This window comes from Rhizobium leguminosarum bv. trifolii WSM2297 (genome assembly GCF_000271845.1).
In genome coordinates this window covers 1,744,676-1,768,578 of the sequence record NZ_JH719395.1, presented here as the reverse complement: position 1 = coordinate 1,768,578, position 23,903 = coordinate 1,744,676, and the positions used below count along the sequence as shown (strand labels likewise).

Genomic DNA, 23,903 nt, shown 5'->3' with positions numbered 1-23,903 from the left:
CAAAGGTGGCGCCGTGCTCTGCCTGTCCCAAAAGGGTCGTTGGCATTTCTACCGATCGCGGTCGCAAAGACACGAATTCGAGCGATCTTCTGCTTTAAAAATCTGGATCCGCTGGGGCCGTATAGACGAGATGATCGACCTTGTGATCTTCGGTGCCGAAGCTAACACCTGTGATCACGCGCACTTCGAGATCTTTTGGGGTAATATGGAGCGTCACGTCGCGTCCACTGCCGAAGTCGATGTCGTTGTCCCTATCGGTCGGAGGATCCCAAAACCCGCTGAAGATGTCCGTAGATTCAGTTTTAGGCATCTTTTTTTCTTCGGGCCGCAGGCGCCAGACCACAGAGTACTCTCTGGACCAACCTTCATCGTCCTCATGGGCTGTATGGACGTCGGTTTCGGCTCCGTCCGGGATCAGGATCGTTTCCACCAGGGACGCTTTGTGGAAGAGGACAACATTCGGTTTGCCATCCGCGACCTGAACCGACGGGAAGATGATACCATCGAGGGGAGTTACGGTATCTGTTGCAAGGAAATCGGCGATCGCTTGTGTCGGAAGGTACTCGAATTCCTGGTCGTCAGGCATGACCGGTCTCGCCATTCGCCTGCTAAGGCTCCGTAGAAACATCCTGCGGCTGAGAACGTTAGCGTAGTCAGGGTCGAAGTAACTTCCAGCTGATCCGACGCCGCCGAGTGCGGTGAGGTCGAGGAGGCGCAGTGGCCGGACGACCTGAAACTTTCCGATGACGACCTCGCTTCCGACTGGCGGCCTGACTTCAGCTACCGCCGTTTCAGGGTCAGTGGCGCCGTAGAACACCGAAATTCCCCGTGCGTTCATACGGCCTGAAGCCGCGAATGGGGAGGGAGGAGGGCCGAGCTCCTTATCCGGTCGAAGAAGTGCTGCTTCGAGCTTCCTGGAAGATTGAAACGCTCGCGCCCGAAACAGGAACTCATATGGCGTTCCGGGGCCGCCATTCACGACCAACGGCGAATTCCTCCGCGTTTTCATCAGATGGACCCCTTCGAAGACGCTCGTCAGGACCCTTAAGGCATGAGCGCTGAAAAATCTCGCTTCAGTCTTCAACAAACGTTCGAATGAGAACCACGTCTCCTGCCACTCGCGGTCGTCGGCCTCAATCTCATGATAGTACAGATCGCTGTCGTACTCCGTGGTCTCACCGATCTGGGCGGCCTCAAAATCCTTATATCGATCTTCAAGTACGCTCTGTATATCGGCAGCAGCACACTCAGGTATTTCCGCGGTGTTCATGATCGCATAGACTATTTGTTCGCCTTCGGGTTCGAAGTCAAAACTGCTCTCTGAATCCTTGCTCATCGCCCACTCGTAGCCGTTCATCTCCATGCGAGAACGTGAGAAGTGGCGTTGGAACGCACCGTCGACCCGATCGCTAATTGCACCGATGTTGAATGTCGGACCTTCTTCGCCACAGTAGTCGCAAGTAAGGACCAATCCGTCTCTCGCGATTTCGGCGCTGAGAAAAGGTTCTCCTACGCAGTCAGTGCAGAGCAGCTTGCCTTCGTGATCGTCGTGCATAGTCGAATCCAGGTCATATTGATTGGTGCGCACAGATAATCAGGTTCGGCTACACTTCCAACAGATTCCGTCGTTTCCGCCTTTTCATCGGCGCCGTTTCGTTTCTGTCGGCAGTTGATGCAATTCAACCCAGTGCAGTGGCTACCTTGGCTGGGCAAGTTCGAGCGCTTCTTCAAGATAATGCCTGTGCATAAGCTGACGCTTCTTCGGTGTCTGTTTAACGGCGGAGCATTTTTCTCTACTTGGAAAGCCGAGGTGTTTGCCTGCACTGTAACTCTGTTCGATTGGTCCGCTTTTGGATCCATTCATCGAGTGATGAGCAAAATTGCCGACGACTGGGGTCCAAGGGCGATTTCGCATCGGTGATTGGTCGGGCTGTGATCTCTGCTGCGTAGGCGTTATTCGGTGGCCAACGAATCCTTGCGCGTAATTGTTGACAACGGCGCGCGCTTGCCGGCATCTCGAATCCATGGATTCGACTTCGGAGATAATGATAGCCCTCAGGGCGGGCAGGGCACTCCTTGGCCTAAGTCAAGAGGAGCTTGCAAATTTGGCTGGCGTGAGCCGACAGATTCTGGTCAGGATAGAGAAGTGCGAGCAGAATATACTCGTGGAATCCATATCAAAGGTTCGGGCCGCGCTTGAGGCCGAAGGAATCGTATTCATTGACGGCAACCCCGATCGCGGGCCTGGCGTGGCGGTGAGCCGTCACCTCCGTGATTCAGCTCTCGCGAAGAGGTCGGAAACAACCTAATCCGGCGCTTCCCGCTAGGGGAGTCTCGAGCAAATCAGTTACGATCTGGAAACGCACGGCGCGATATCGCGCTCAGTCGTTATGTTTCTCGGGTACACTGGAAATCTGGCAGATTGCTTCCATAACCTCCGAGCCCGGTAGCAACTGGCGTCTCACCAGTTTGTCCACTAGCTCGAGGCATGCGTCCCTGCGATCCTCAAGAATTGCTTTCGCCCTATCGAACTGATCACGGAGGATGACTTCGACCTCAGCCATCAATGAACTGTCGACCTGCCTGATCTCGTTTGTATCGAGACTACTAGCTGGCCCGTAAGAGGCGAGGTTTTTGCCCATGCCATATGACCGCTCCAACGCGATGGCGATTTTTGTCGCCTCGTGCAGGTCGGATCCCGCGCCGCCGGAAGCGCCATCGTCCCAACAGCCCAGGAAAACGTGCTCGGCTGCGATGCCGCCCATGGTCATCGCAATAATGTCTAAGTAGTGATCTTTGGTGCGGCGGGCCCAGACATTGCGTGCGAATACAGCTTGGCCAACATGCTGTCGGGTCTGATCAAGCCTCAGTGTGGACGCAATAGAAACGGTCGAGAGGGACATCCCAAGCGCCGCGCCAACAATGGCGTGGCCAATCTCGTGGATTGCATTGATCCGAATGACATCCGGTGGCACGGGGACAGCAGGCGGAACATGACGAAAGACGTCGGCTGGCGTTAGGGGATGTCGCCCACGCCTTGCATTCCGGCGGGCGTACCGAACTATCTGTTGGATGTCCGCTCCCGTCATGCCCTCGGTCGCCGCGGCAAAGGCGCGGTGGTCCTTGGCGGAAAGCTCTTCCCGCAAATGCATGCGAAAGATCGCTGCACGGGCGTCTGCATCTGGCAGACCAATCCGGACTTGGCGGTCAAGACGGCCTGGCCTCGTGATAGCGGGATCAATCCAACCTGGATTGTTGCAGGCTCCGACTACAACGACCCCCTCTCGACCTTCTAGGCCATCAAGCTGCTCGAGTAAGCCATTGATCGCCTTGATGTCGTAGGATGCATTATCGCTGTCGACGGTGTTGCGGTCTCCGAAGGCATCGAGTTCATCGATGAAGAGAATCGATGGCGTCATCTTGCGGGCCTCCCCGAAGCTCCCCTGCATCGCTTTGAGGAAATCGCCTAGGTGGCCCTTCGCTTGCCATTTTGCATATGAAGCGACGACGAGTGCCATCTTGCAGGTGCGTGCAAGTGCTCTAGCAAAGACGGTCTTTCCCACCCCCGGTGGCCCCGACAACAAAATTCCGCGATCGACATCGTCCCAAGATAACGATCCGGTGCTCCAGTCTCCGACGTCGCGCGCGAGGTCCAGACCCCAGTTCTTTGCTTCTCCATATCCTTCCATCCGTTCAAGCGAGATCGTCTCGTCGATGATCGTCCTTTTCACAGATGCGCTTAGCGGCGCGGCTTGAAGCTTGCGAAGGCTCGAGAGGACCCGCGAAATAGGACGTCCGCGTACGACGGCCAATTTCAGGTGCCGCCAATCGCTTCGCGCAAGAAGTTCGGCATCTTCTGAACCGATTTCTAGCTTATAAATCCATTTGACAATGCCCTGGACCATCCGGATGGAGGGCACATCCAGATGAGTGACGCTATCGAATGCGATGGCAACCTCTTGGGGTACAGATTCGCCATCCTTAAACAGCACGATTGTCCGCCTGTTGGCGAAGTCATCAAGAATGCTGTCATACGTTTCCGGCTTTTCGTCGCCAATGTAGGCGCGATCAGAAACTCGGAAGTTGTCCAAAGGATTCAAATGTGCCGCCGCGGCTCGCAGGTATATGGCCTTGTCCTCCCAGCGCGGGAGCACAAGAGCGACTGCGAAACGGTCTGAACGCGCGTACGGACGAATTGCGCGTTCGATACTCGCATAGGCAAGGTATTCCGGCAGAGCGAATCCCTGACGGTTGCGGGGGATATCCATAACGTCGTTCCGAATTCGGGAGGTTCGGCAAATGCTTTTCTCTGCAGCAAGGAGCGCATGACTCTGCTCGTGGTCGTCAGGTGTTCGGAGGCTGCCCATTTGGCCAACCAATTTTTACCGACCTGTGGGAAACAGCATTATTGGCCAGGGACATGATCCGATCGCGTTCTCCGCCGAGGATCTCAAGAGCGCGTCGATACTCAGCGTCGAGAATTCGCAAAGCCTGCTTCTCAAGCCGTTCGGGCAGCGCGTTGTACCCAAGGGTATCGACCGCGGCGAGGTAACCCGGAGTCTTTCCGAATCCAAAGCTTCCAACCATTCGCCGTGCGATTGCTGTTACCCGTTCGATGTCGCTTCCAAAGATGCCACCTGAATCAACCGAGCGATCATTGAACACAACAACTTCAGCCGCCATCCCGCCGTATCCGACCGCGATGCGGTTCAGCAGACTCGTCTCGGTCGGAAGGCGATCCTCTATCAAGTCAAAGTCCGTCATTCCGCCAAGATACCAAGCAGCAGGATCGAAAACCCGCGAGAGCGCGATTGTCGCGCTGGATGCGTATCCAACGGAGAGAGCCACCAATGCATGGCCTACCTCATGAACAGCAAGCCGAAGTAATTCTTTCTCTGTGTAGCGGCTTGCGCTCGCGGGCGGTGCGACGCCTCGCTCTCCAGCAGTCTGTTCAATGGATGTCAGCGCCGCATTCGCGGCATGAGGCGACGTGGATTGCCGACCATCTTCTTGCTTCGAAGACATCTCAATGGCCGCCTTTTGCCGATTGCTGCTTCAAACCATGCGAGCGAGTGTAGCTCGGCGCGACGCCACGGTCGGGTTTTATATAGAGGGGCCAGTTGGTACTCATCCACTCACCGTCCATCGTGTGCAAGTGCCCCCTGTACAATACCGCTGAGCTCAATGCAGGCCCAGCCAGCCCGCAGGAGGTCAAGACGGGCGCGCCCGCTACAGTCGCTTCGCAAGGTTCTAGTCCAGTCCATTGCAGGTGGACGCAGGTAGGTGCGGTTACTGGAGGATCCATAAGGCTTGAGATCAAGTGCATTCCAGTCCCCATGACTAAACAGCTCCGCGCGTCGTTCGGATAAGAAGTATGAGTCTTTCAGTGTCGATGTCTGTGCCCCGAAAGGTAAAAGTTGACAGCGCCCCCAACTCCACAAGGATTTCAGCTGGATCAAATTGTTTATATGGTGAGCATTATGTCATGTCATCCTGAATGTCAACATTTATTGCGGGGCTGAAATTACTCGGCGCAAGTTCCATCGACGACCGAACATTGGAGTGGGCGCTCGCAAACTAATGCCCGTTCCGGGCACCGCGGCGAAGGTCGTGACTTTCGAGGGTAAAGCCTGCTTCGGGTTCGCGCGAACGAGAGGGGCCGACGGCGCGCATATGCGCGGCTTCCGGCCTTCTCATTCTAGTCATCCGAATCAAAGCCAGCCCGTTTTACATTCATCTCGCGTACTGTTGCGGGAGACGAACTCACAAAAACGGAATTCGCTGACGCGAATGCTTATATTTGTTCGGCCACTCGTGGCTGTCCCCGTAAAGGCACGCTCGTTGCACTCGCTCTAAAGGCCTTGACTGGGCCATCCTCTCGTAGCGTTTGCTTGGGAACAGCAAGGCCAGATGTGGCCTCGCTGCCCACATTCGACTAGCGGTGCCTCGAGCGAACGTTCTACATCGTAGACTGGCCCTTACAGTTCGTGCGATGATTAGGCATTCAACAGATTCTGGAATCCGGCATCCGTGAGGTACTGACTTATGAAAAATAGTGATGATGTCGGAAAACCTTTCAACATCGCCTCCTATGCGCTTTTGACGATGATGGTGGCTCAGGTGACTGGGCTGAAGCCTGGCGATTTTATCCACACGCTGGGCGACGCGCATCTCTATCATAACCATTTCGAACAGGCGAAGCTGCAGCTGGCGCGCCGGCCGAAGCCGCTGCCGTTCATGCGCATCAATCCCGATGTGAAGGACATCTTCGGCTTCACCTTCGACGATTTCGAGCTGATCGGCTACGAGGCCGATGCCAGCATCAAGGCGCCGATCGCCGTCTGATCCGGGACATTGCATGGCCGACATCCGCAGGACCATTATCGCCGCCGTTGCCCGCAACGGCATCATCGGCCGCGATGGCGACATGCCCTGGCGGCTGTCGAGCGATCTCAAGCGCTTCAAGGCGATGACATTGGGCAAACCTGTGGTGATGGGCCGCAAGACCTATGATTCGATCGGCAAGCCGCTGCCGGGGCGGCCGAACGTCGTCATCTCCAGGCAGGCGGCGATAGACCATCCCGATGTCTCCATGGCGCACTCGCTGCCGGAGGCGATGACGGCGGCCGAAAGGCTGGCGCGCGAAACCGGCGTCGACGAGGTCTGCATCCTCGGCGGCGGGCAGGTCTATGCGCAGGCGATCGGCCTTGCCGACCGGATGTGCATTACGCATGTCGAGGCAGACCTTGACGGAGACGCGTCTTTTCCCGTCATCGATCCCGACATCTGGCAGGCGGGGGAGGCGATCGCGGTTGCGGCCGGCGAGAAGGATACCTATCCCACGCGCTACGTGGTCTATGAGCGCCGACGCGCCTGAAAATGAACTATTTTCCAATTAAATTGACCAAGTTTCTCACGTTGCGTTGAAAGCCGATGCGGCGATACTTATAACGGTCCCAACGCATCCACCGGTCAGCCCCCACGGTTCCGGATGCGTGGAAGACTTAACGAACAACGAGGTTTTGATGCCCTGGAGCAATCAGAATGGCGGCGGCGGCCCTTGGGGCGGCGGCGGCGGTAATAATAATCAGGGACCATGGGGCCAGGGGCCGAACCGCCCGCGCGGCGGCGGCAAGGGCGGACCGCCCGACCTGGAAGACATTATTCGGCGCGGACAGGACCAACTGCGCAATATCGTTCCTGGCGGTTTCAACGGCGGCGTGGCGGTGATCGTTGCGGCGGTCGTCGCCGTCTTCTGGCTGATCCAGTGCGTCTACGTGGTGCAGCCGGACGAACGCGGCGTCGAGCTGCGGTTCGGCAAGCCGAAGGAAGAGATCTCGATGCCCGGCCTGCATTTCCATTTCTGGCCGATGGAATCCGTCGAGACGGTCAAGGTGACCGTGCAACAGCTGAATATCGGGGCGACCTCGGCATCGTCTTCGAACGGCCTGATGCTCTCAAGCGACAAGAGCGTCATCAATGTGCAGTTTGCCGTCTTCTACACGGTCAGTGATCCGAAGGCCTATCTTTTCAACGTTGAAAATCCGGCAGAGACCCTGCAGCAGGTTTCCGACAGCGCGATGCGCGAAATCGTCGGGCGGCGTCCGGCGCAGGACGCCTTCCGCAGCAATCGCCAGCCGATCGAAGTGGATGTTCTCAATATCGTGCAGGATACGATGAATCGCTATGGCGCAGGCGTGACCGTCACCGGCGTGACGATTCAGAACGTGGCGCCGCCGCGTGAAGTCGCCGATGCCTTCGAAGAAGTGCAGCGTGCCGGCCGGGACCGCGACAGCACGATCGAAGACGCCAACCGCTACACGAACCAGAAGCTCGGCCAGGCGCGGGGCGATGCGGCGCGAATTCGTGAAGATGCGGCCGCCTACAAGAACCGCGTCGTGAAGGAGGCGGAAGGTGAAGCCCAGCGCTTCACTGCGATCAACGACGAATATTCGAAGGCTCCCGAAGTGACCCGCAAGCGGCTGTTCATCGAAACGATGGAGCAGGTGCTGAAGAGCTCGAAGAAGGTCATCATCGACGAGAAGCAGGGTGTGTTGCCCTATCTGCCGCTCAATGAGCTCGGCAAGCCGGCGCAGCAGGGAGGTTGAACCATGACATCGAACAGACTTCCCATCATTCTCCTCATCCTCGCCATCGTGCTGGTCGGGCTCTATTCGTCGATCTTCGTGGTGAATGCCCGCGAGCAGGCAATCGTCGTCCGCTTCGGCCAGATCCAGACGGTCAAAACCGAACCCGGCATCTATTTCAAGCTGCCCTTCGGCTTCATGGATGCCGATCGCGTCCAGCTGGTCGAAAAGCAGGCGCTGAGGCTTGATCTCGATAATATCCGCGTTCAGGTTCAGGATGGCCAGACCTTCGACGTCGATGCCTTCGTGATCTACAATATCTCGGATGTCCGCCGCTTCCGCGAAACGGTCTCGGGTGACCGCGAAGCCGCGGAAGCGCGGTTGAGGGCGCAGCTCGATTCATCGCTTCGCCGTGTCTACGGTCTGCGCGACTACAATGCGGCGCTCTCGGAAGAGCGTGTCGCGATGATGCTGGAGATCCGCGACGACCTGCGCACGGATGCCGAAAATCTCGGCCTGCATATCGACGATGTTCGCATCCGCCGCACTGACCTTTCTCCCGAGGTTGCGCCAAACACTTACAACGCCATGCGCTCGGAACGCCTGGCCGAAGCCGAGCGTATCCGCGCGGAGGGCAATGAAGAAGGCCAGCGGCGCCGGGCCGTCGCCGACCGCCAGGTCGTCGAGTTTACCGCGGGCGCCCAGCGCGACGCGGAAATCCTGCGCGGTCAAGGCGATGCGGAACGCAACCGCGTCTTCGCCGACGCCTTCAACAAGGATCCGGCTTTCTTCGAGTTCTATCGCTCGATGGCGGCTTATTCCTCAGCGCTTTCATCGCAGGACACGACGCTGGTGTTGTCGCCGAATACGGAATTCTTCCGTTATTTCGACAATGCCGCCGGCACCCTGAAAGCGCCGGCAAATCCGGCTGCGGCAGCTCCCGGCGCGGCTACCCCAGTAGCACCCGCCCAGCCAGCGAACTGACGCCACGGGATGCCATTCGCATCCCCACAATCCTGAAAGGGCCGGCCCGGGTGCCGGCCCTTTTTTCGTGGAAAGGTCGAGAGAATCAGGCTTTTGCGAGGGTACGTCATATTGCACGGGGATTTCGCGAAAAGGTGATTTCGCCCTCCATCATTCCGCCTTATGCTGGTGCTCAATGTGCGCATTTACCCCTTATGAGGAAGCTTGATGGCCCCCACGAATCGCTCGCCCTTCAGACGAACGCTCGCGCTTATGGCCAGCGCTGCAATTCTTGCGCATGCCGGCATGAACGGGGTCGCCTATGGGCAAACCGCGCCGCAGACGACAGCGCCGGGAGTTGTTGCACCTGCTCCGGCTACTCCGGAAACGCCTGCTCCTGCTCCTGCGCCGCCTGCAGCCGCTGCACCGCAGCCGGCTCTTCCAATTCAAGCCGGAGCGCCGAACAACGGTCCGGCTTCGGTCGCCGATCTCGCCGAAGGGCTGCTCGACGCCGTGGTCAACATCTCGACCTCGCAGAACGTGAAGGACGACGAGGGCGTCGGCCCGGCGCCGCGCGCGCCCGACGGCTCGCCTTTCCAGGAGTTCTTCAATGACTTCTTCGACAAGAAGCAGGGCAACAAGGGTGGCAACCATAATGTCAGCTCGCTCGGCTCCGGCTTCGTCATCGACCCGACCGGCTATATCGTCACCAACAACCATGTGATCGAGGGCGCCGACGATATTGAAGTCAACTTCGCCAATGGGTCGAAGCTCAAGGCAAAGCTGATCGGCACGGATACGAAGACCGACCTTTCAGTGCTGAAGGTCGAACCGAAGGCGCCGCTGAAATCGGTGAAATTCGGCGATTCCAGCACGATGCGCATCGGCGACTGGGTGATGGCGATCGGCAATCCGTTCGGCTTCGGCGGTTCGGTGACGGTCGGCATTATTTCCGGGCGCGGCCGCAATATCAATGCCGGGCCCTATGACAACTTCATCCAGACGGATGCGGCGATCAACAAAGGCAATTCCGGCGGACCGCTCTTCAACATGAAGGGCGAGGTGATCGGCATCAATACGGCGATCATTTCGCCGAGCGGCGGCTCGATCGGCATCGGCTTCTCGGTACCCTCCGAGCTTGCCTCCGGCGTCGTCGACCAATTGCGTGAATATGGTGAGACGCGGCGCGGCTGGCTCGGCGTGCGCATCCAGCCGGTCACCGACGATATCGCCGACAGCCTCGGGCTCGACACCGCCAAGGGCGCGCTGGTCGCCGGCGTCATCAAGGGCGGACCGGTCGATGATGGCTCGATCAAGGCGGGTGACGTAATTTTGAAATTCGACGGCAAGACCGTCAGCGAAATGCGCGATCTGCCGCGCGTCGTAGCGGAAAGTACGGTCGGCAAGGAAGTCGACGTGGTGGTGCTACGCGACGGCAAGGAGCAGACCGTAAAGGTGAAGCTCGGCCGTCTCGAGGACAGCGATCAGGCGGCTGCATCCGGCGACGCGGCACCCGATGGTTCGCAGGATGACGGGGTGATCACCCCGGATCCGGGCGAGAACAACGACATGGACGAGCCGGATTCCGGCGATCAGGCCCAGCCCGCACCGGGCGCGCCGGCGCCCGACCAACACCAGGGCCAGGTGTCACCGGATACGGCCACGCCGAAGAACGTGCTCGGCCTGTCGCTGTCGCTTTTGAGCGCCGAGACGCGCAAGGCTTTCGGCATTGCCGAGAGCGTCGACGGGGTCGTCGTGACGGAGGTGACGCCCGGCTCCGCTTCGGCCGAAAAGGGTCTGAAGCCCGGCGACGTGATCGTCGAGGTGGCTCAGGAGTTCATGAAGTCGCCGGACGCGGTCGCCGCCAAGGTAAAGTCGCTGAAGCAGGAAGGCCGCCGCAACGCCCAGCTGATGATCGCATCGGCGAATGGCGATCTGCGGTTTGTAGCGGTGCCGATGGAATAAGCGGGTAGGGGGACAGGCCACTAAGACGAGGAGCGACGAGATATCATTGATACAGTCGCGGCTTGCTCCCTCTTCTCCCAGCGGGGAGAAGGTGGCCCGTAGGGTCGGATGAGGGGGCGGCCCGGCATGCCATTCATTGCTCTTCGCATGCGCTCAGCGCATTCGCGGCTTTGCCGCTCACCCCCTCAACCGCCTGCCGGCACCTTTGTAACTTCCCTTTGTCCGCTATTGGCGCTGTAATGCCGGTTGCGGTGGCGGATGGAAGACCGATGCATCTTTGGGCGTGCGAGCCCGTGGGAGAGCGTGGGTCTCCATCCGCTGTTCCATTGAACCCGAACAGTCGCCGGGGCCGCTTGCGAAGGCAAAGCCCGATTAGGCAAGGATGGGATCAGATGGAGATTGTCGTCGGAATCGACGTTTCGAAAGAGCGCCTGGATGTTGCGGTGCTGCCGCAAGGGGAGGTCTTTGCCGTCAGCAACGACCATGTCGGCATCGAGGAGTTGGTCGCCCGGCTCAAAGCCATCGGTGCCGATGTGATTGGGTTGGAGGCGACCGGCGGCTACGAGATGTTGGCGGTGGCTGGGCTGTCGGCCGCCGGATTGACCGTCCTCGTCGTCAATCCGGCGCAAGTGCGCGCCTATGCCCATGCGATCGGCCGCAGGGCCAAGACCGATCCGATCGATGCCGCCGTCATCGCCGCCTTCATTCTCGCGACGAAGCCCGAGATCCGGCCGTTGCGCGATGCCCAGACGCAAGCCCTGTCGGAGCTCGTGGCCCGCCGGCGCCAGATCGTGCAGATGACCGTTGCCGAGGAGAACCGGTTGCGCATGGCATTGGCTAAGCCGGCGCAGAAGAGCATCAAGCGCCTGCTCGTAGCCTTGCGCCGCGAGCTCGAAAGCCTCGATGCCGATCTCGACAGCCATATCCGCAAGTCGCCGGTCTGGCGGCTGCGGGAGGAACTGTTGACCTCGGTGCCGGGTGTCGGGGCGACGACAGCGCGTACGCTGCTGGCCGAGTTGCCGGAACTCGGCAGCCTCAATCGACGCCAGATCGCTTCGCTGGCTGGTCTTGCGCCATGGACGCGGCAGTCGGGGAAATGGAAAGGCAAGAGCTTCATCGGTGGCGGCAGGGGCAAGGTCCGGGCCGTCCTGTTCATGGCCGCGCTCGTCGCCGCTCGCTACAACCCGGCTCTCAAGACCTTCCGCGATCGCCTGGTCGCGGCCGGCAAGCCGAAAATCGTCGCGACCGTCGCAACCATGCGCAAATTACTCACCATCCTCAACGCCATTATTAGGGACGGACGATCATGGCAAAATGCTTGACAAACAAGACAGTCGCTCTCCCCGCTGGGGAGAAGAGACGCGTGGCAGCGCCTTGCCGTCTCTCTTTGACCTGCAGCAAGATATAGCGGGCGAAGGGGCTTCCGTATGTCTGCTCTGGCGCGATGTCACCTTCACGCAGTCACGAAATCCGTCTTCCTATACCCCTGGATATAAAGCAGCGCGGTGAGGTCGGCGTGGTTGATGCGCATCTGCGCCTGGGCAGCGACGGTGGGCTTGGCGTGCAGGGCGACGCCCGCGCCGGCGAGCTGCAGCATGCCGAGGTCGTTGGCGCCGTCGCCGACGGCGAGCGCGTCTTGCGGCGAAATGCCGAGGTGAGCCGAAATCTCGTTCAGCGCGTCGACCTTCGCCTGCTTGCCAAGGATCGGTTCGGCGACGAAGCCGGAGAGGACGCCGCCATCTTCGAGCAGCGTGTTGGCGCGGTTCTCATCGAAGCCGAGGGTGGCGGCGATACGGCTGGTGAAGACGGTGAAGCCGCCGGAGACCAGCGCGGTGTAATGGCCTTTCGATTTCATGGTGGCGATCAGTTCCGGGCCGCCCGGGGTCAGCGTGATGCGCTTGGCGATGACCTCGTCGACGACCGATATCGGCAGGCCCTTCAGCAGGGCGACACGCTCCCGCAGCGCCGGTTCGAAAGCGATCTCGCCGTTCATGGCGCGGGCGGTAATGGTCGCAACCTTGTCCTTCAGGCCGACTTCGGCTGCAAGTTCGTCGATGCATTCCTGGCCGATCATGGTCGAATCCATGTCGGCGATCAGCAGCTTCTTGCGGCGGGTCTCCTGCTCCTGAATGACGAGGTCGATCGGCAAGCCTGATATGTCGGCAAGAATATTGGCCTCGGCGGCTTGCGCATCCGTGCCGTCACGCAGCGCGATGTCGCAAGCGATGCCGTCGGCCAGCCAGTAAAGGCCGGAAGCGTTCACTGCCTCGGCCGCCTGTTCGGCGATCTTGGAGGTCAGCACGGGATTTGACGGATTGGCAACAAGCGTGGCAACGAGGGCCATGATGGAAAACCTTCTGAGCACAGTGAACGCGATCCTGATAACCGGGCCGACCGCCAGCGGCAAGTCCGCGCTGGCCGTCGAATTGGCCAAGCGCCATAACGGCGCGGTCGTCAATGCCGATAGTATGCAGGTCTACGACACTCTGCGGGTGCTGACCGCGCGCCCGTCGGAAGAAGAGATGCAGGGTGTTCCGCATCACCTCTACGGCCATGTGCCGGCAGGTGCGGCCTATTCTACGGGAACCTGGCTTCGCGATGTCTCGGCGCTGCTGCCGGCGCTGAGGGCAGCCGGACGGCTGCCGGTCTTCGTCGGCGGCACCGGGCTTTATTTCAAGGCGCTGACGGGTGGCCTCTCCGATATGCCCCGGATACCGGAGGCACTGCGCGAGGAACTCAGGACGCGGCTGCTGCAGGAGGGGCCGGAGGAGCTCTATGCCGAACTCGCCGAGGCTGATCCCGCCATGGCGGCCAGTCTCAACCGCCAAGACGGGCAACGCATCGTCCGGGCGCTTGAAGTGGTCAAGGCAACGGGGCGATCGATCGCCGATTTCCAGGGCCGGTCGGGACCGGTTGTGATCGACGGCGCCCAGGCTCGCAAGATCGTCGTGCTGCCGGATCGGGCGGTGCTGCATCAGCGCATCAACGGCCGATTCGAACAGATGCTGCGCCAAGGCGCGGAAGACGAGGTGAGGGCGCTGCTGGCGCTCGACCTGCCGGCCGAGGCGCCTGTGATGAAGGCCATCGGCGTCTCGCAAATTGCGGCGATGCTGACGGGCGAGATCACGCGTGACGAGGTACTGGAGAAGGGTGCTGCGGCGACGCGGCAATATGCCAAGCGGCAAATGACATGGTTCCGCAACCAAATGGACGACAGCTGGGAACGGCTGACGGTTTAGGATGAGGAACGCCGCGCCACCCGCTATCTGGCGCCGGATCGCGCCTGCTGTTTTCACATTGACTGCCTTTCAGAGGATCGCATCATGTCTTCAGTTTCGCCATTTCACGGTCTTTCGGCCTTTCCGCCAACGCCGGCCGACATCAATGGCCGGGTGAACACGGAAGCGCTCTGCCGCCTTCTCGAGCCTCTGTGTGATGCCGGTGTCGCCTCCATCGGCCTTCTTGGCAGCACCGGGATCTATGCCTATCTCGTGCGCGAGGAGCGGTTGCGGGCCGTCAAGGCGGCGGTCGAATGCGTTCAGGGGCGTGTTCCCATCGTCGTCGGCGTCGGGGCTCTTCGGACGGACCATGCCATCGATCTCGCCAGGGATGCCAAGACCGCCGGTGCAGACGCGCTTCTGCTCGCGCCCGTGTCCTACACGCCGCTCACCCAGGAAGAAGCCTACCAGCATTTCCTCGCGATCACGAAAGCGGCGGCGCTGCCGCTTTGCATCTACAACAATCCCGGCACGACCCACTTCACCTTCAGCCGGGATCTTCTGCAGCGCCTATCCGATATCGAGACAATCCGGGCGGTGAAGATGCCCTTGCCGGCCGACGGCGATGTGCGGGGGGAACTCGCGGCATTACGTGAAAAGACCGGTCTCGCGATCGGCTATAGCGGCGACTGGGGCGCGGCCGAAGCGCTGCTTTCCGGCGCTGATGCCTGGTATAGCGTCATCGCCGGTCTGCTGCCGCGTACTGCCCTTGCCTTGACCAAGGCGGCGATTGCAGGCGACGGCAATGAGACACGCAGGCTCGATGGGCTGCTTGAGCCGCTTTGGAAGTTGTTCAAGGAATTCGGAAGCATCCGTGTGGTCTATACGCTGGTCGAGCATCTTTTGCTAGCCGAAGCAGCGCTGCCGCGGCCTCTCTTGCCGCTTGGGCCGACGGAGCGGCAGCTTGTGCTCGAGCTTGCCGAGCCGCTGACAGCGCTGGAGCATCAATCCTTGTTGTAAAGGCTGCTCAGCGGTTTTTTCAGAATGCTTTCGCGCAGCGACGTGCCGGGCTCCCGGCGGGAGATCGCGGGCTGATCCGTCGGCGGTGCCGGCCGGGGAAAGACCGGCTCTTCGCGGCGCATCTCGCGGCGGAGTGCGTCCAGCCGGGGATCGATCGAGGGCGACACTGCGGGGTCCAGCCGCGGCGCCTGCGGCAGCAGTTCACGCCGATAGGATTCGAGCTGAGCGGAGGACGGATCAGGCGGCGCGTAGGGCTTTGCCTCCAGATCCTCGTCGGCTGCATCGGCCTCGTCGGAACTCGTGACGGACGACGCATAACTCTGCTGGAAATTCGAAATGTCGGGTCCGACGGTTACCGCACGCATGCGGGTGACGATCTTGCGCAGATCGACGGTATCCGGATCTTCTTCGCTGTGTTTGCTGTTGGCGCTGGCAGCCTTCGGCAGGAGGTTTTCTTCGACGCGGGAAAAGCGCATGCGCATCGGCACGCTGATCGCCTCGCCGAAGGCGATCGCTTCGCCGTTGCCGATCGAGGAGATGAAGCTCGTCGTCGAGATCGACGAGTTCGGGATGGCGGAGCGGATGATTTCCTGGTCGCGGTCGTTGGCCAGGCGCATAGCAAAGAGTGTCGAGCACTGCGACAGGATCGTCTGGTCGAGTTCGCCGGGCCGCTGAGTGATGATCCCCAGCGAGACGCCGTATTTGCGGCCCTCCTTGGCGATGCGGGCGATCGCCTGGCGCGTCGGCACGAAGCCGAGCGTTGGATCTGATGGGATGTAGCGGTGGGCCTCCTCGCAGACGACGAGCATGTGAATGGCGCCTTCGCTCCACAGTGCCACCTCGAAGGCCATGCGGCAGAGCACCGAAGCGACCGAGTTGACCACCTCGGAGGGAATGCCGGCCAGCTGGAAGGTGCAGATCGGCCGGTTCTCGCCGGGGATGCGGAAGATCTGTGCGATCGTCTCGGTGATCGTGTCGCTGATCGTGTTGTTGGAGAACATGAAGTGATAGCGCGGATCGTTGATCGCAGCGATGAGCCGCATCTTCAGCGAACGCAGGAAGGGCTTTTCCGTGCGACCTTCCAGGCGGCCGATGCGCTCGTCGATCAGCGCCAGCAGATCGGCCATGCGGTAGGGGACGGGCGTGTCCGCGGTGATCGAGCTCTTTTCCGTGGTGCGGCGCACTAGCGAATTGTCGCTGCCGCGGAAGGCGCGCTTGGCCTCCGGCAGGATATCGCGCAGCATGTCGAGCTCTTCCGGCACCGGCGGGCGACCGCGAAAGACGACTTCGGCGAATTCTTCCAGCCGCATCAGCCAGAAGGGCAGGTCGAGCGTATCGGTATCGATCGTGACGGCGTGCTTGGGAAAGGCGGCGGCGAATTCGTTATGCGGATCGAGGATCAGCACGCGCAGTTTCGGGTTGGCCGCGATCGCCTTGTGCAGCAGCAGCGACACGGCCGTCGACTTGCCAACGCCGGTGGAGCCGACGACGGCAAAGTGCTTGGAGAGCATCGAGGGGATATGGATCGACGCATCGATGCTTTCGTCCTGGGTCAGCTTGCCGATGACGGCGGTCGTACCCTCGCCGGCATCATAGATGCGCATCAGGTCGGCCGAGCGGATGCGGTGGGCAATGGCGCCGAGATAGGGATAACGCGAAATACCGGTCGAGAATTCCTCGCGCCCGTCCTCATCGACACGGACTTCGCCGAGCAGCTCGGTCTCGATCTTGAAAGTGTTGTCCTCGCCTTCGCCCCAGGCGTGGCTGCCGGTGTTCATCTGATAGACGAGGGCAACGACGCGGTTGCGGCCGACGCTGATCGAAATCAGCCGGCCGACGGACCAGAGTTCGGTAAGATCGGTGCCGCCCTGTTCGGCAACGGCAGCAATTGTCGCCCGCGAGCCGCTGCACGCAACAACGCGGCCGAGAAAGCGATTCCCCGGCGCATGGCCATCGCGGCGATCATGCTCGCCTGCCTTGCCAGACATGCGCAAGTCGTTGTTGAGCAAAGGGCTACTCCTTGCAATGGGGGGAAAGAATAAAGCCGATCCTTTAACAAAACCTTCCAAGCATGGTTTTTAGGAGGTAAAGGAGCGCGAACGGATTTTTATTGCGGCATGCGTTGACGCTGCGAAATTTTCTGTCTATCACTTCCGACCATGAAAATCGCAACGGCTCTTATCGTGGTGGGAAAGCGCATGGGCAGGATGGTGTAACCATCCGGCGGTAGCCACCCATGCGCTAGATGACAGGCTCCTCCGGGGCCTTTTTTTATGCCCGAAATTCGGGCTTCCGGCCACAAACGCAAATCCCAGCATCAAACGGAACAGACAGATGAGCACGGACAATCAGGCGGCAGGCAATCGGATGACGGGAGCGGAGATCGTTCTCAAGGCGCTGAAGGACAATGGCGTCGAACATATCTTCGGCTATCCCGGCGGCGCCGTCCTGCCGATCTACGACGAGATCTTCCAGCAGGAAGAGGTCAAGCACATCCTCGTCCGCCACGAGCAGGGGGCAGGCCATGCGGCCGAAGGTTATGCCCGCTCCACCGGTAAGGTCGGCGTCATGCTGGTCACCTCGGGCCCAGGCGCCACCAATGCGGTCACGCCGCTGCAGGACGCGCTGATGGATTCGATCCCGCTCGTCTGCCTGACCGGTCAGGTCCCGACCCCGCTGATCGGCTCCGACGCCTTCCAGGAATGCGATACGGTCGGCATCACCCGGCCCTGCACCAAGCACAACTGGCTGGTCAAGGACGTCAACCAGCTCGCCGCCGTCATTCACGAGGCCTTCCGCATCGCCCAGTCCGGCCGTCCGGGCCCGGTCGTCGTCGATATCCCGAAAGACGTGCAGTTTGCGACTGGCACCTACACGCCGCCCGCCGATTACGCGATCCAGAAAAGCTACCAGCCGAAGATCCAGGGCGACCTCAACCAGATCCATGCGGCGATCGAGTTGATGGCGACTGCCCGCCGTCCGATCATCTATTCCGGCGGCGGCGTCGTCAATTCCGGCCCCGAGGCCTCCAAGCTGCTGCGCGAACTGGTCGAGCTCACCGATTTCCCGATCACCTCGACGCTGATGGGCCTCGGCGCCTATCCGGCTTCCGGCAAGAACTGGCTGAAGATGCTCGGCATGCACGGCTCCTACGAGGCCAACATGGCGATGCACGACTGCGACGTCATGGTCTGCATCGGCGCCCGCTTCGACGACCGCATCACCGGCCGCCTCAACGCCTTTTCGCCGAACTCGAAGAAGATCCATATCGATATCGATCCCTCTTCGATCAACAAGAACGTCCGGGTCGATATCGGCATCCGCGGCGATGTCGGCCATGTCCTCGAAGACATGGTTCGCCTGTGGCGGGCGCTGCCCAAGAAGCCGGAGAAGAACCGTCTCGAAGACTGGTGGACCGATATCGCCCGCTGGCGGGCGCGCAACTCCTTCGCCTATACGAAGAGCAACGATGTCATCATGCCGCAATATGCGCTGGAACGGCTCTATGCGCATACCAAGGACCGCGATACCTACATCACCACCGAAGTCGGCCAGCACCAGATGTGGGCGGCGCAGTTCTTCGGCTTCGAGCAGCCGAACCGCTGGATGACTTCAGGCGGCCTCGGCACGATGGGTTACGGCCTGCCGGCCGCACTCGGCGTGCAGATCGCCCATCCCGACAGCCTCGTCATCGACATTGCCGGCGACGCCTCGATCCAGATGTGCATCCAGGAAATGTCGGCGGCGATCCAGCACGATGCGCCGATCAAGATCTTCATCATGAACAACCAGTATATGGGCATGGTGCGCCAGTGGCAGCAGCTGCTGCACGGCAATCGTCTGTCGAACTCCTATACCGAGGCGATGCCCGATTTCGTCAAGCTGGCGGAAGCCTATGGCGCCGTCGGCCTGCGCTGCGAAAAGCCGGATCAGCTCGACGACACTATTCTGGAGATGATCGAGGTCAGAAAACCGGTCATTTTCGATTGCCGTGTCGCCAATCTCGCCAACTGCTTCCCGATGATCCCTTCGGGCAAAGCGCACAATGAGATGCTGTTGCCGGACGAAGCCACCGACGAAGCGGTCGCCAATGCGATCGACGCCAAGGGCCGCGCGCTCGTCTGACATTTTTAATTTGCGCATAAGCCTTTCCGAAAATCGGTTCAGATTTTCGGGGTTATGCGGCAGGGAAGAGGAAACTCAAGACCATGAACGCACACCTACAGCCCACGGGGTCCGCTTACTTCATCTCGCCGGAAACGGCGGCAATCGAAAGCCACACGCTTTCCATTCTCGTCGACAACGAGCCGGGCGTTCTCGCCCGGGTCATCGGCCTATTTTCCGGCCGCGGCTACAATATCGAGAGCCTGACGGTCTCCGAGACCGAACACCAGGCGCATCTTTCCCGCATCACCATCGTCACACGCGGCACGCCGCACGTGCTGGAACAGATCAAGGCGCAGCTCGAGCGCATCGTGCCGGTGCACCGCGTCGTCGACCTGACGGTGCGTGCCCGCGAACTCGGTCAGGAACGGCCGATCGAGCGCGAAGTGGCTCTGGTGAAGGTGATCGGCGAGGGCGAGATGCGCGCCGAGACGTTGCGTCTTGCCGATGCCTTCCATGCCAAGGTCGTCGACGCGACGATCGATCACTTCATTCTGGAGATCACCGGCAAGTCGTCCAAGATCGACCAGTTCGTAGCGATCATGAAGCCGCTCGGCCTGATCGAAGTCTGCCGCACCGGCATCGCGGCGATGAACCGCGGCGCGCAGGGGATGTGAGGCTGCATTAGGAACGGAGTTGGCGCGGCATATCTCTTCTCCCCAACGGGGAGAAGGTGCCGGCACGCGGATGAGGGGGCTGTACGGCACGACGTCGGCCACGTGATTGGGCGATACGTTTCCTCCTCGTCATTGCCGCGAACTCCTTGGACGAAGCAGTAAGGAATGAAGGTGGAGAGGGTGTGCCGCCGGCCCCCTCATCCGCCCTACGGGCACCTTCTCCCCGCTGGGGAGAAGAGGGAATCGAGATGCTGCGGCATATTATCGGATAGGCGTGGAACAGTTCGAGCCGCTGGAGATCACAGCATCTCCAACGGCTTTTTCCTTGCCGGCGGCGGGAAGGCGGCGTCGAGTGCCTGCCAGTCCTCATCGGTGATATCGAGTGAGACGCAGTCGCGGTTCTCAGCCGCGCGTTCGACATTTGAGGTCTTCGGGATGACGATGACGCCGTCGCGTTCGAGCAGGAAGGCGAGCGCCAGTTGGGCGGGTGTCGCCTGATAGGCCTTGGCGATGCGGATAAGCTCGGGATGGTGCAGGATATGTCCCTGCTCGATCGGCGAATAGGCCATAACGGGAATGCCCCGGCTCTGACACCAGGGCAAGAGGTCGAATTCGACGCCGCGGCGGGAGAGATTGTAGAGCACCTGATTGGCGGCGACGTTGGCGCCATCGGGCACGCCAAGCAATTCCTCCATGTCGTCGGTGTCGAAGTTGGAGACGCCCCAGGCGCCGATCTTGCCGGATGCCTTCAGCATCTCGAAGGCCGCGACCGTCTCGGCGAGCGGATAGTTGCCGCGCCAGTGCAGGAGATAAAGATCGATGTGGTCGGTGCCGAGCCGTTCGAGGCTGTGCTCGCAGGCCTCGATCGTGCCCTTCAGGCTGGCATTCCAGGGATAGACCTTACTGACGATGAAGACCTCGTCGCGCCGTCCCGTGATTGCCTGGCCGACGATCTCCTCGGCGCCGCCGTCGCCATACATTTCGGCGGTGTCGATCAGCGTCATGCCGAGATCGATGCCGGCCCTGAGGCTTTCGATCTCGGCGCTCGCATGGCCGGCATCCTCGCCCATGGCCCAAGTTCCCTGGCCGAGCGCCGGCACTTGCGCGCCGTTCGGGAAGGTGATTGTCGGGATCGGGTCGTCTTGCATGATCTTTTCCATTTTGCAGGAGATTGGGGCCAATTCTTATCTTTCAAGTAATCCTGTCACCATGACAATGATGTAATGGCATCAGCAATTTAGGACAGTTAGATTGACCTAAATAAAACCAGCCAGGAAGAATGGCCGGTCCCCGGGAGGTTTCATGCCGCTGGATACGTTTTTCGCCCTCGTAGTCTTTGCCTTCACGACGTCGATCACGCCGGGGCCGAACAATATGATGCTCTTCGCATCGGGCGTGAATTTCGGCTTCCGCAGAACGATCCCGCATATGTTCGGCATCGGCGTCGGCTTCTTCTCGCTGCTCATCGGCGTCGGCCTCGGTCTCGGCGCACTGCTGCACACGGTGCCTGTCGCCTATACGGTGCTGAAATTTGCCGGCGGCGCCTATCTCGTCTGGATCGCCTGGAAGATCGCCTCGTCGCGGTCGCTCAGCGAAGGCCGCAGCGGCGTCGAGCCGATGTCGTTCTTTTCGGCGGCCGCCTTCCAGTGGGTCAATCCGAAAGCCTGGGTGATGGCGGTCACGGCGATGGCGACCTATACCAATCCTGAGCTCTATCTCGTCAGCGTGCTCATCGTCGGCCTGGCTTTTGCCGCAGTCAATGTACCGAGCGTTTCCACCTGGGCAGGTTTCGGCTCGGCGCTGAGGGAATGGCTTTCCGATCCGATGCGGCTGAAATGGTTCAATATCAGCATGGCGGTGCTGTTGGTGGCGAGCCTCTGGCCGATGTTAAAATAGGGAGATCGCCGGTTTCGTCAGCATCAGCCAGAGAATGCCGACGACAGCGAAGAAGGCTGGAAAGCCGAAGGCGAACCAGATGCGGTAGAGACTGAAATAGGCGGACGGCAGGGCGCTTGTCGATGCCGCGGCAGCACGGGCGAGATCGCGAAGCCGGATCTGGATCCAGACGACCGGCAGCCAGAACAGGCCGGTGACGATATAAAGCAGCAGCGACAGGGCGATCCAGCCTTCCGACAGCTGCCAGCCGATCGAGCGCGCCAGTAGATATCCGGTCACGGGCTGGAAAATGGCGGCGGTGGCAGTGAAGATCGTATCGGCAACGACGACGGTTCCGGCGACATGGGCGATCAGGATAGGATCACGCGTGCGATGTGCCATCACCATGAAAAAGGCGATGCCGGCGCCGGTACCGAAGAGCACCGTCGCGCCGACGACATGGGCAAGCAGCAGCCATTGTTCCAGCATCAACGTTCATCCAGGGTGGCAAGGGCTGTCAGCGTCAGCAGGATCGACGGCAGCACCTTGACGAGGACGCCAAGCGGATCGAGCCAGAGCGCCGGCTCGAGCAGGCTGGCGCCGATGAGATAGGCGAAAGAGACGGCCAGCATGCCGAGAAGGGCGCGTTTGGCCAGTGGTCGGACAAGCACGGCAGCGCCGAGCGCGATGTCTATGAGGCAGGTCGCAAGCGTCAGCACCGTTGCCGCCGTCTCCGGCATGAACGGCAGGAAGTGGGCGGATGTATTCTCCAGCGCCAGCAACGGGATCAGGCCGGAGAGCAGCCAGAAGGTGGAGAGGCCTGATATGACGAGCGGCTTCAGAAGATAGAGCCGGGCAAACCAGAGATCCTGCACGCCGGAGGGATTGGCCGAGAGGGTTGCCGCCGCCGATGTCGCGGTCAGGCCGCTTTTCGCCTTTAGCGCTTCGTATGCCCTCCGACATGACGGTCATCGCCGTCGAGCGCAGCGGTGAACGCCAGCCGAGCAGCCCCGCCAAATCGGCAAACCGGGTCACCGGCCTCGCAAGCCACGGGCTAAGGGAAAAGACGCGGGCGGGCGGCAGGCCCAGCCATTGCCGGTGAAGACGCACGAGATCGGCGAGCGTCAGCACCTCGCCGGCGGCAAGATTGACATCCCCGCGGAGGCCACCTGTGACCGCTTGCGACACGGCTTCCGCCACATCGTCCACCGAAAGCGTTTCGACCGGACTGTCGGCATGGACGAGCGGCAGCGCCAGCGGACAGGCGGCAAGCGCCCTGAGCAGCGACGAGCCGCCATGGGCATTGCGGCCGAGAACGAGGGCAGGGCGGAGGATGAGATGAGGCAGGCCGCTTGCCACCAGCGCCTCGTCGGCCCACCGCTTGGTGGCGAGGAAGGGCAGATCTCCAGCCGCTCCCGCCGTCCTTGCCGATATCTGCACGAGCAGAGGCTGCGATGTCCGTTTGGCGGCGGCATAGAGCGCCAGCATCGCCTCGGCTTGCGTGGCCGCCAGATCGTCCGACAGGCCATCCTGCAGGGCGCCGGCGCAATTGACGACGGCGTGCTGATCCTTGAGGAGCTCGTGCCAGTCCTCGGGCTTCGTCATGCGGGACAGATCGGCGCGCCGCCAGTCGATCGCCGGCTGCTTCAGACGGGCACGCGCGGGATTGCGGCCAAGCCCCGTCACGACGTGGGCATCGGCGACGAGCCGGGCCGCGACGACGGAGCCAATGAAGCCGGTTGCGCCGAGAATCAGAATGTTCATGGCGGGAGATTAGCGGAAAAGTTTGAGGCGGATAGGAGGGCTTGGCGGAGTTGTGGTGTATGATAGAAAGAGGAGAGAAGACGTTTTTGCGGAGTGAGACGTTGCCACGATTCCCCTTCTCCCCAGCGGAGAGAAGATGCCGGCAGGCCGATGAGGGGGGGAGCGGCAAAGCCGCGAATGCACGGAGCGTAAGCGAAGGGCAACAATGAATGGTGTGCCCTGCGGCCCCC

The 23,903-nt window shown here is 60.8% G+C and carries 18 protein-coding genes and 2 pseudogenes; 12 read left to right on the top strand and 8 right to left on the bottom strand.

Annotated elements, in window-relative coordinates; translation table 11 throughout:
- Positions 1–94 precede the first annotated feature (94 nt).
- A complete protein-coding gene (locus RLEG4DRAFT_RS24025; RefSeq protein ID WP_003580667.1) occupies positions 95–1,555 on the bottom strand; it encodes an RES family NAD+ phosphorylase in 1,461 nt (486 codons plus the stop codon).
- Between the two features lie 469 nt (positions 1,556–2,024).
- Here RLEG4DRAFT_RS24025 and RLEG4DRAFT_RS24015 point away from each other — a divergent pair, with 469 nt between their 5' ends.
- On the top strand, positions 2,025–2,309 hold the full coding sequence (locus RLEG4DRAFT_RS24015; RefSeq protein ID WP_125869653.1) for a helix-turn-helix transcriptional regulator: 285 nt from the start codon (positions 2,025–2,027) through the stop codon (positions 2,307–2,309).
- Positions 2,310–2,381: 72 nt separating this feature from the next.
- Here the strand turns inward: RLEG4DRAFT_RS24015 and RLEG4DRAFT_RS24010 are convergent, their stop codons facing one another.
- Together RLEG4DRAFT_RS24010 and RLEG4DRAFT_RS39130 are read right to left on the bottom strand one after the other, a co-directional pair.
- The gene (locus tag RLEG4DRAFT_RS24010) at positions 2,382–4,268 is read right to left on the bottom strand and encodes an AAA family ATPase (RefSeq protein ID WP_003580664.1); all 1,887 of its coding nucleotides are present in this window, start codon (positions 4,266–4,268) and stop codon (positions 2,382–2,384) included.
- Between the two features lie 76 nt (positions 4,269–4,344).
- The gene (locus RLEG4DRAFT_RS39130) at positions 4,345–5,025 is read right to left on the bottom strand and encodes a hypothetical protein (RefSeq protein ID WP_085061927.1); all 681 of its coding nucleotides are present in this window, start codon (positions 5,023–5,025) and stop codon (positions 4,345–4,347) included.
- A gap of 1,041 nt (positions 5,026–6,066) precedes the next feature.
- Between RLEG4DRAFT_RS39130 and thyA the strand changes: the two are divergent.
- The 6 genes and pseudogenes from thyA to RLEG4DRAFT_RS23975 all read left to right on the top strand — a co-directional run.
- Positions 6,067–6,345: pseudogene (gene thyA / locus RLEG4DRAFT_RS24000) on the top strand (thymidylate synthase); the annotation flags it as partial.
- Positions 6,346–6,358: 13 nt separating this feature from the next.
- Positions 6,359–6,877 carry a dihydrofolate reductase gene (locus tag RLEG4DRAFT_RS23995; protein ID WP_003580663.1) on the top strand — a complete coding sequence of 173 codons (519 nt, stop codon included), beginning with the start codon at positions 6,359–6,361 and terminating at the stop codon, positions 6,875–6,877.
- A 148-nt stretch (positions 6,878–7,025) separates the two neighbouring features.
- Positions 7,026–8,108 (top strand): FtsH protease activity modulator HflK, encoded by a 1,083-nt coding sequence (gene hflK / locus RLEG4DRAFT_RS23990; RefSeq protein WP_003580661.1) that lies wholly within the window; start codon positions 7,026–7,028, stop codon positions 8,106–8,108.
- Between the two features lie 3 nt (positions 8,109–8,111).
- Positions 8,112–9,071, top strand: a complete 960-nt coding sequence (hflC, locus tag RLEG4DRAFT_RS23985; protein WP_003580659.1) for a protease modulator HflC — start codon at positions 8,112–8,114, stop codon at positions 9,069–9,071.
- Between the two features lie 207 nt (positions 9,072–9,278).
- Positions 9,279–11,015 (top strand): Do family serine endopeptidase, encoded by a 1,737-nt coding sequence (locus RLEG4DRAFT_RS23980; RefSeq protein WP_003580658.1) that lies wholly within the window; start codon positions 9,279–9,281, stop codon positions 11,013–11,015.
- Positions 11,016–11,407: 392 nt separating this feature from the next.
- The gene (locus RLEG4DRAFT_RS23975; protein WP_003580657.1) at positions 11,408–12,337 is read left to right on the top strand and encodes an IS110 family transposase; all 930 of its coding nucleotides are present in this window, start codon (positions 11,408–11,410) and stop codon (positions 12,335–12,337) included.
- 131 nt (positions 12,338–12,468) lie between these two features.
- Here RLEG4DRAFT_RS23975 and serB read toward each other — a convergent pair whose 3' ends face one another.
- Positions 12,469–13,359 carry a phosphoserine phosphatase SerB gene (gene serB / locus RLEG4DRAFT_RS23970; protein ID WP_003580655.1) on the bottom strand — a complete coding sequence of 297 codons (891 nt, stop codon included), beginning with the start codon at positions 13,357–13,359 and terminating at the stop codon, positions 12,469–12,471.
- On the opposite strand from serB, the gene miaA reads away from it, so the two are divergent.
- Positions 13,358–14,254: a tRNA (adenosine(37)-N6)-dimethylallyltransferase MiaA gene (miaA, locus tag RLEG4DRAFT_RS23965; RefSeq protein WP_171898234.1), complete on the top strand. Its 897-nt coding sequence runs from the start codon at positions 13,358–13,360 to the stop codon at positions 14,252–14,254. The two genes, serB and miaA, sit on opposite strands and share 2 nt — an antisense overlap.
- A gap of 84 nt (positions 14,255–14,338) precedes the next feature.
- The gene (locus tag RLEG4DRAFT_RS23960; RefSeq protein WP_003580652.1) at positions 14,339–15,253 is read left to right on the top strand and encodes a dihydrodipicolinate synthase family protein; all 915 of its coding nucleotides are present in this window, start codon (positions 14,339–14,341) and stop codon (positions 15,251–15,253) included.
- On the opposite strand, the gene RLEG4DRAFT_RS23955 is transcribed toward RLEG4DRAFT_RS23960, so the two are convergent.
- On the bottom strand, positions 15,238–17,262 hold the full coding sequence (locus tag RLEG4DRAFT_RS23955) for an ATP-binding protein (RefSeq protein WP_003580650.1): 2,025 nt from the start codon (positions 17,260–17,262) through the stop codon (positions 15,238–15,240). The genes RLEG4DRAFT_RS23960 and RLEG4DRAFT_RS23955 overlap by 16 nt on opposite strands.
- Positions 17,263–17,587: 325 nt before the next feature.
- On the opposite strand from RLEG4DRAFT_RS23955, the gene RLEG4DRAFT_RS23950 reads away from it, so the two are divergent.
- Together RLEG4DRAFT_RS23950 and ilvN are read left to right on the top strand one after the other, a co-directional pair.
- Positions 17,588–19,378, top strand: a complete 1,791-nt coding sequence (locus RLEG4DRAFT_RS23950; RefSeq protein WP_003580648.1) for an acetolactate synthase 3 large subunit — start codon at positions 17,588–17,590, stop codon at positions 19,376–19,378.
- An 83-nt stretch (positions 19,379–19,461) separates the two neighbouring features.
- Positions 19,462–20,034, top strand: coding sequence for an acetolactate synthase small subunit (gene ilvN, locus RLEG4DRAFT_RS23945; protein WP_003564820.1), 573 nt, complete (start codon positions 19,462–19,464; stop codon positions 20,032–20,034).
- A gap of 299 nt (positions 20,035–20,333) precedes the next feature.
- Here the strand turns inward: ilvN and RLEG4DRAFT_RS23940 are convergent, their stop codons facing one another.
- The gene (locus RLEG4DRAFT_RS23940) at positions 20,334–21,182 is read right to left on the bottom strand and encodes an aldo/keto reductase (protein ID WP_003580646.1); all 849 of its coding nucleotides are present in this window, start codon (positions 21,180–21,182) and stop codon (positions 20,334–20,336) included.
- Positions 21,183–21,336: 154 nt separating this feature from the next.
- Here RLEG4DRAFT_RS23940 and RLEG4DRAFT_RS23935 point away from each other — a divergent pair, with 154 nt between their 5' ends.
- Positions 21,337–21,930, top strand: coding sequence for a LysE family translocator (locus RLEG4DRAFT_RS23935; RefSeq protein WP_003580644.1), 594 nt, complete (start codon positions 21,337–21,339; stop codon positions 21,928–21,930).
- Here the strand turns inward: RLEG4DRAFT_RS23935 and RLEG4DRAFT_RS23930 are convergent.
- Together RLEG4DRAFT_RS23930 and RLEG4DRAFT_RS23925 are read right to left on the bottom strand one after the other, a co-directional pair.
- Entirely contained in the window at positions 21,922–22,398 is a 477-nt protein-coding gene (locus tag RLEG4DRAFT_RS23930) for a DUF2269 family protein (RefSeq protein WP_003580643.1), read from the bottom strand. The two genes, RLEG4DRAFT_RS23935 and RLEG4DRAFT_RS23930, sit on opposite strands and share 9 nt — an antisense overlap.
- A pseudogene (locus RLEG4DRAFT_RS23925) lies at positions 22,398–23,673 on the bottom strand (SDR family oxidoreductase). Before RLEG4DRAFT_RS23925 ends, RLEG4DRAFT_RS23930 begins: the two are co-directional and overlap by 1 nt.
- Between the last annotated feature and the right edge of the window lie 230 nt (positions 23,674–23,903).

Excerpts from the sequence above, each read along its gene's own strand:
- RLEG4DRAFT_RS24025 (WP_003580667.1), bottom strand. The coding sequence starts at position 1,555 with ATGCACGACGATCACGAAGGCAAGCTGCTCTGCACTGACTGCGTAGGA.
- RLEG4DRAFT_RS24015 (WP_125869653.1), top strand. The coding sequence starts at position 2,025 with ATGGATTCGACTTCGGAGATAATGATAGCCCTCAGGGCGGGCAGGGCA.
- RLEG4DRAFT_RS24010 (WP_003580664.1), bottom strand. The coding sequence starts at position 4,268 with ATGGATATCCCCCGCAACCGTCAGGGATTCGCTCTGCCGGAATACCTT.
- RLEG4DRAFT_RS39130 (WP_085061927.1), bottom strand. The coding sequence starts at position 5,025 with ATGTCTTCGAAGCAAGAAGATGGTCGGCAATCCACGTCGCCTCATGCC.
- RLEG4DRAFT_RS23995 (WP_003580663.1), top strand. The coding sequence starts at position 6,359 with ATGGCCGACATCCGCAGGACCATTATCGCCGCCGTTGCCCGCAACGGC.
- hflK (WP_003580661.1), top strand. The coding sequence starts at position 7,026 with ATGCCCTGGAGCAATCAGAATGGCGGCGGCGGCCCTTGGGGCGGCGGC.
- hflC (WP_003580659.1), top strand. The coding sequence starts at position 8,112 with ATGACATCGAACAGACTTCCCATCATTCTCCTCATCCTCGCCATCGTG.
- RLEG4DRAFT_RS23980 (WP_003580658.1), top strand. The coding sequence starts at position 9,279 with ATGGCCCCCACGAATCGCTCGCCCTTCAGACGAACGCTCGCGCTTATG.
- RLEG4DRAFT_RS23975 (WP_003580657.1), top strand. The coding sequence starts at position 11,408 with ATGGAGATTGTCGTCGGAATCGACGTTTCGAAAGAGCGCCTGGATGTT.
- miaA (WP_171898234.1), top strand. The coding sequence starts at position 13,358 with ATGATGGAAAACCTTCTGAGCACAGTGAACGCGATCCTGATAACCGGG.
- serB (WP_003580655.1), bottom strand. The coding sequence starts at position 13,359 with ATGGCCCTCGTTGCCACGCTTGTTGCCAATCCGTCAAATCCCGTGCTG.
- RLEG4DRAFT_RS23960 (WP_003580652.1), top strand. The coding sequence starts at position 14,339 with ATGTCTTCAGTTTCGCCATTTCACGGTCTTTCGGCCTTTCCGCCAACG.
- RLEG4DRAFT_RS23950 (WP_003580648.1), top strand. The coding sequence starts at position 17,588 with ATGAGCACGGACAATCAGGCGGCAGGCAATCGGATGACGGGAGCGGAG.
- ilvN (WP_003564820.1), top strand. The coding sequence starts at position 19,462 with ATGAACGCACACCTACAGCCCACGGGGTCCGCTTACTTCATCTCGCCG.
- RLEG4DRAFT_RS23940 (WP_003580646.1), bottom strand. The coding sequence starts at position 21,182 with ATGCAAGACGACCCGATCCCGACAATCACCTTCCCGAACGGCGCGCAA.
- RLEG4DRAFT_RS23935 (WP_003580644.1), top strand. The coding sequence starts at position 21,337 with ATGCCGCTGGATACGTTTTTCGCCCTCGTAGTCTTTGCCTTCACGACG.
- RLEG4DRAFT_RS23930 (WP_003580643.1), bottom strand. The coding sequence starts at position 22,398 with ATGCTGGAACAATGGCTGCTGCTTGCCCATGTCGTCGGCGCGACGGTG.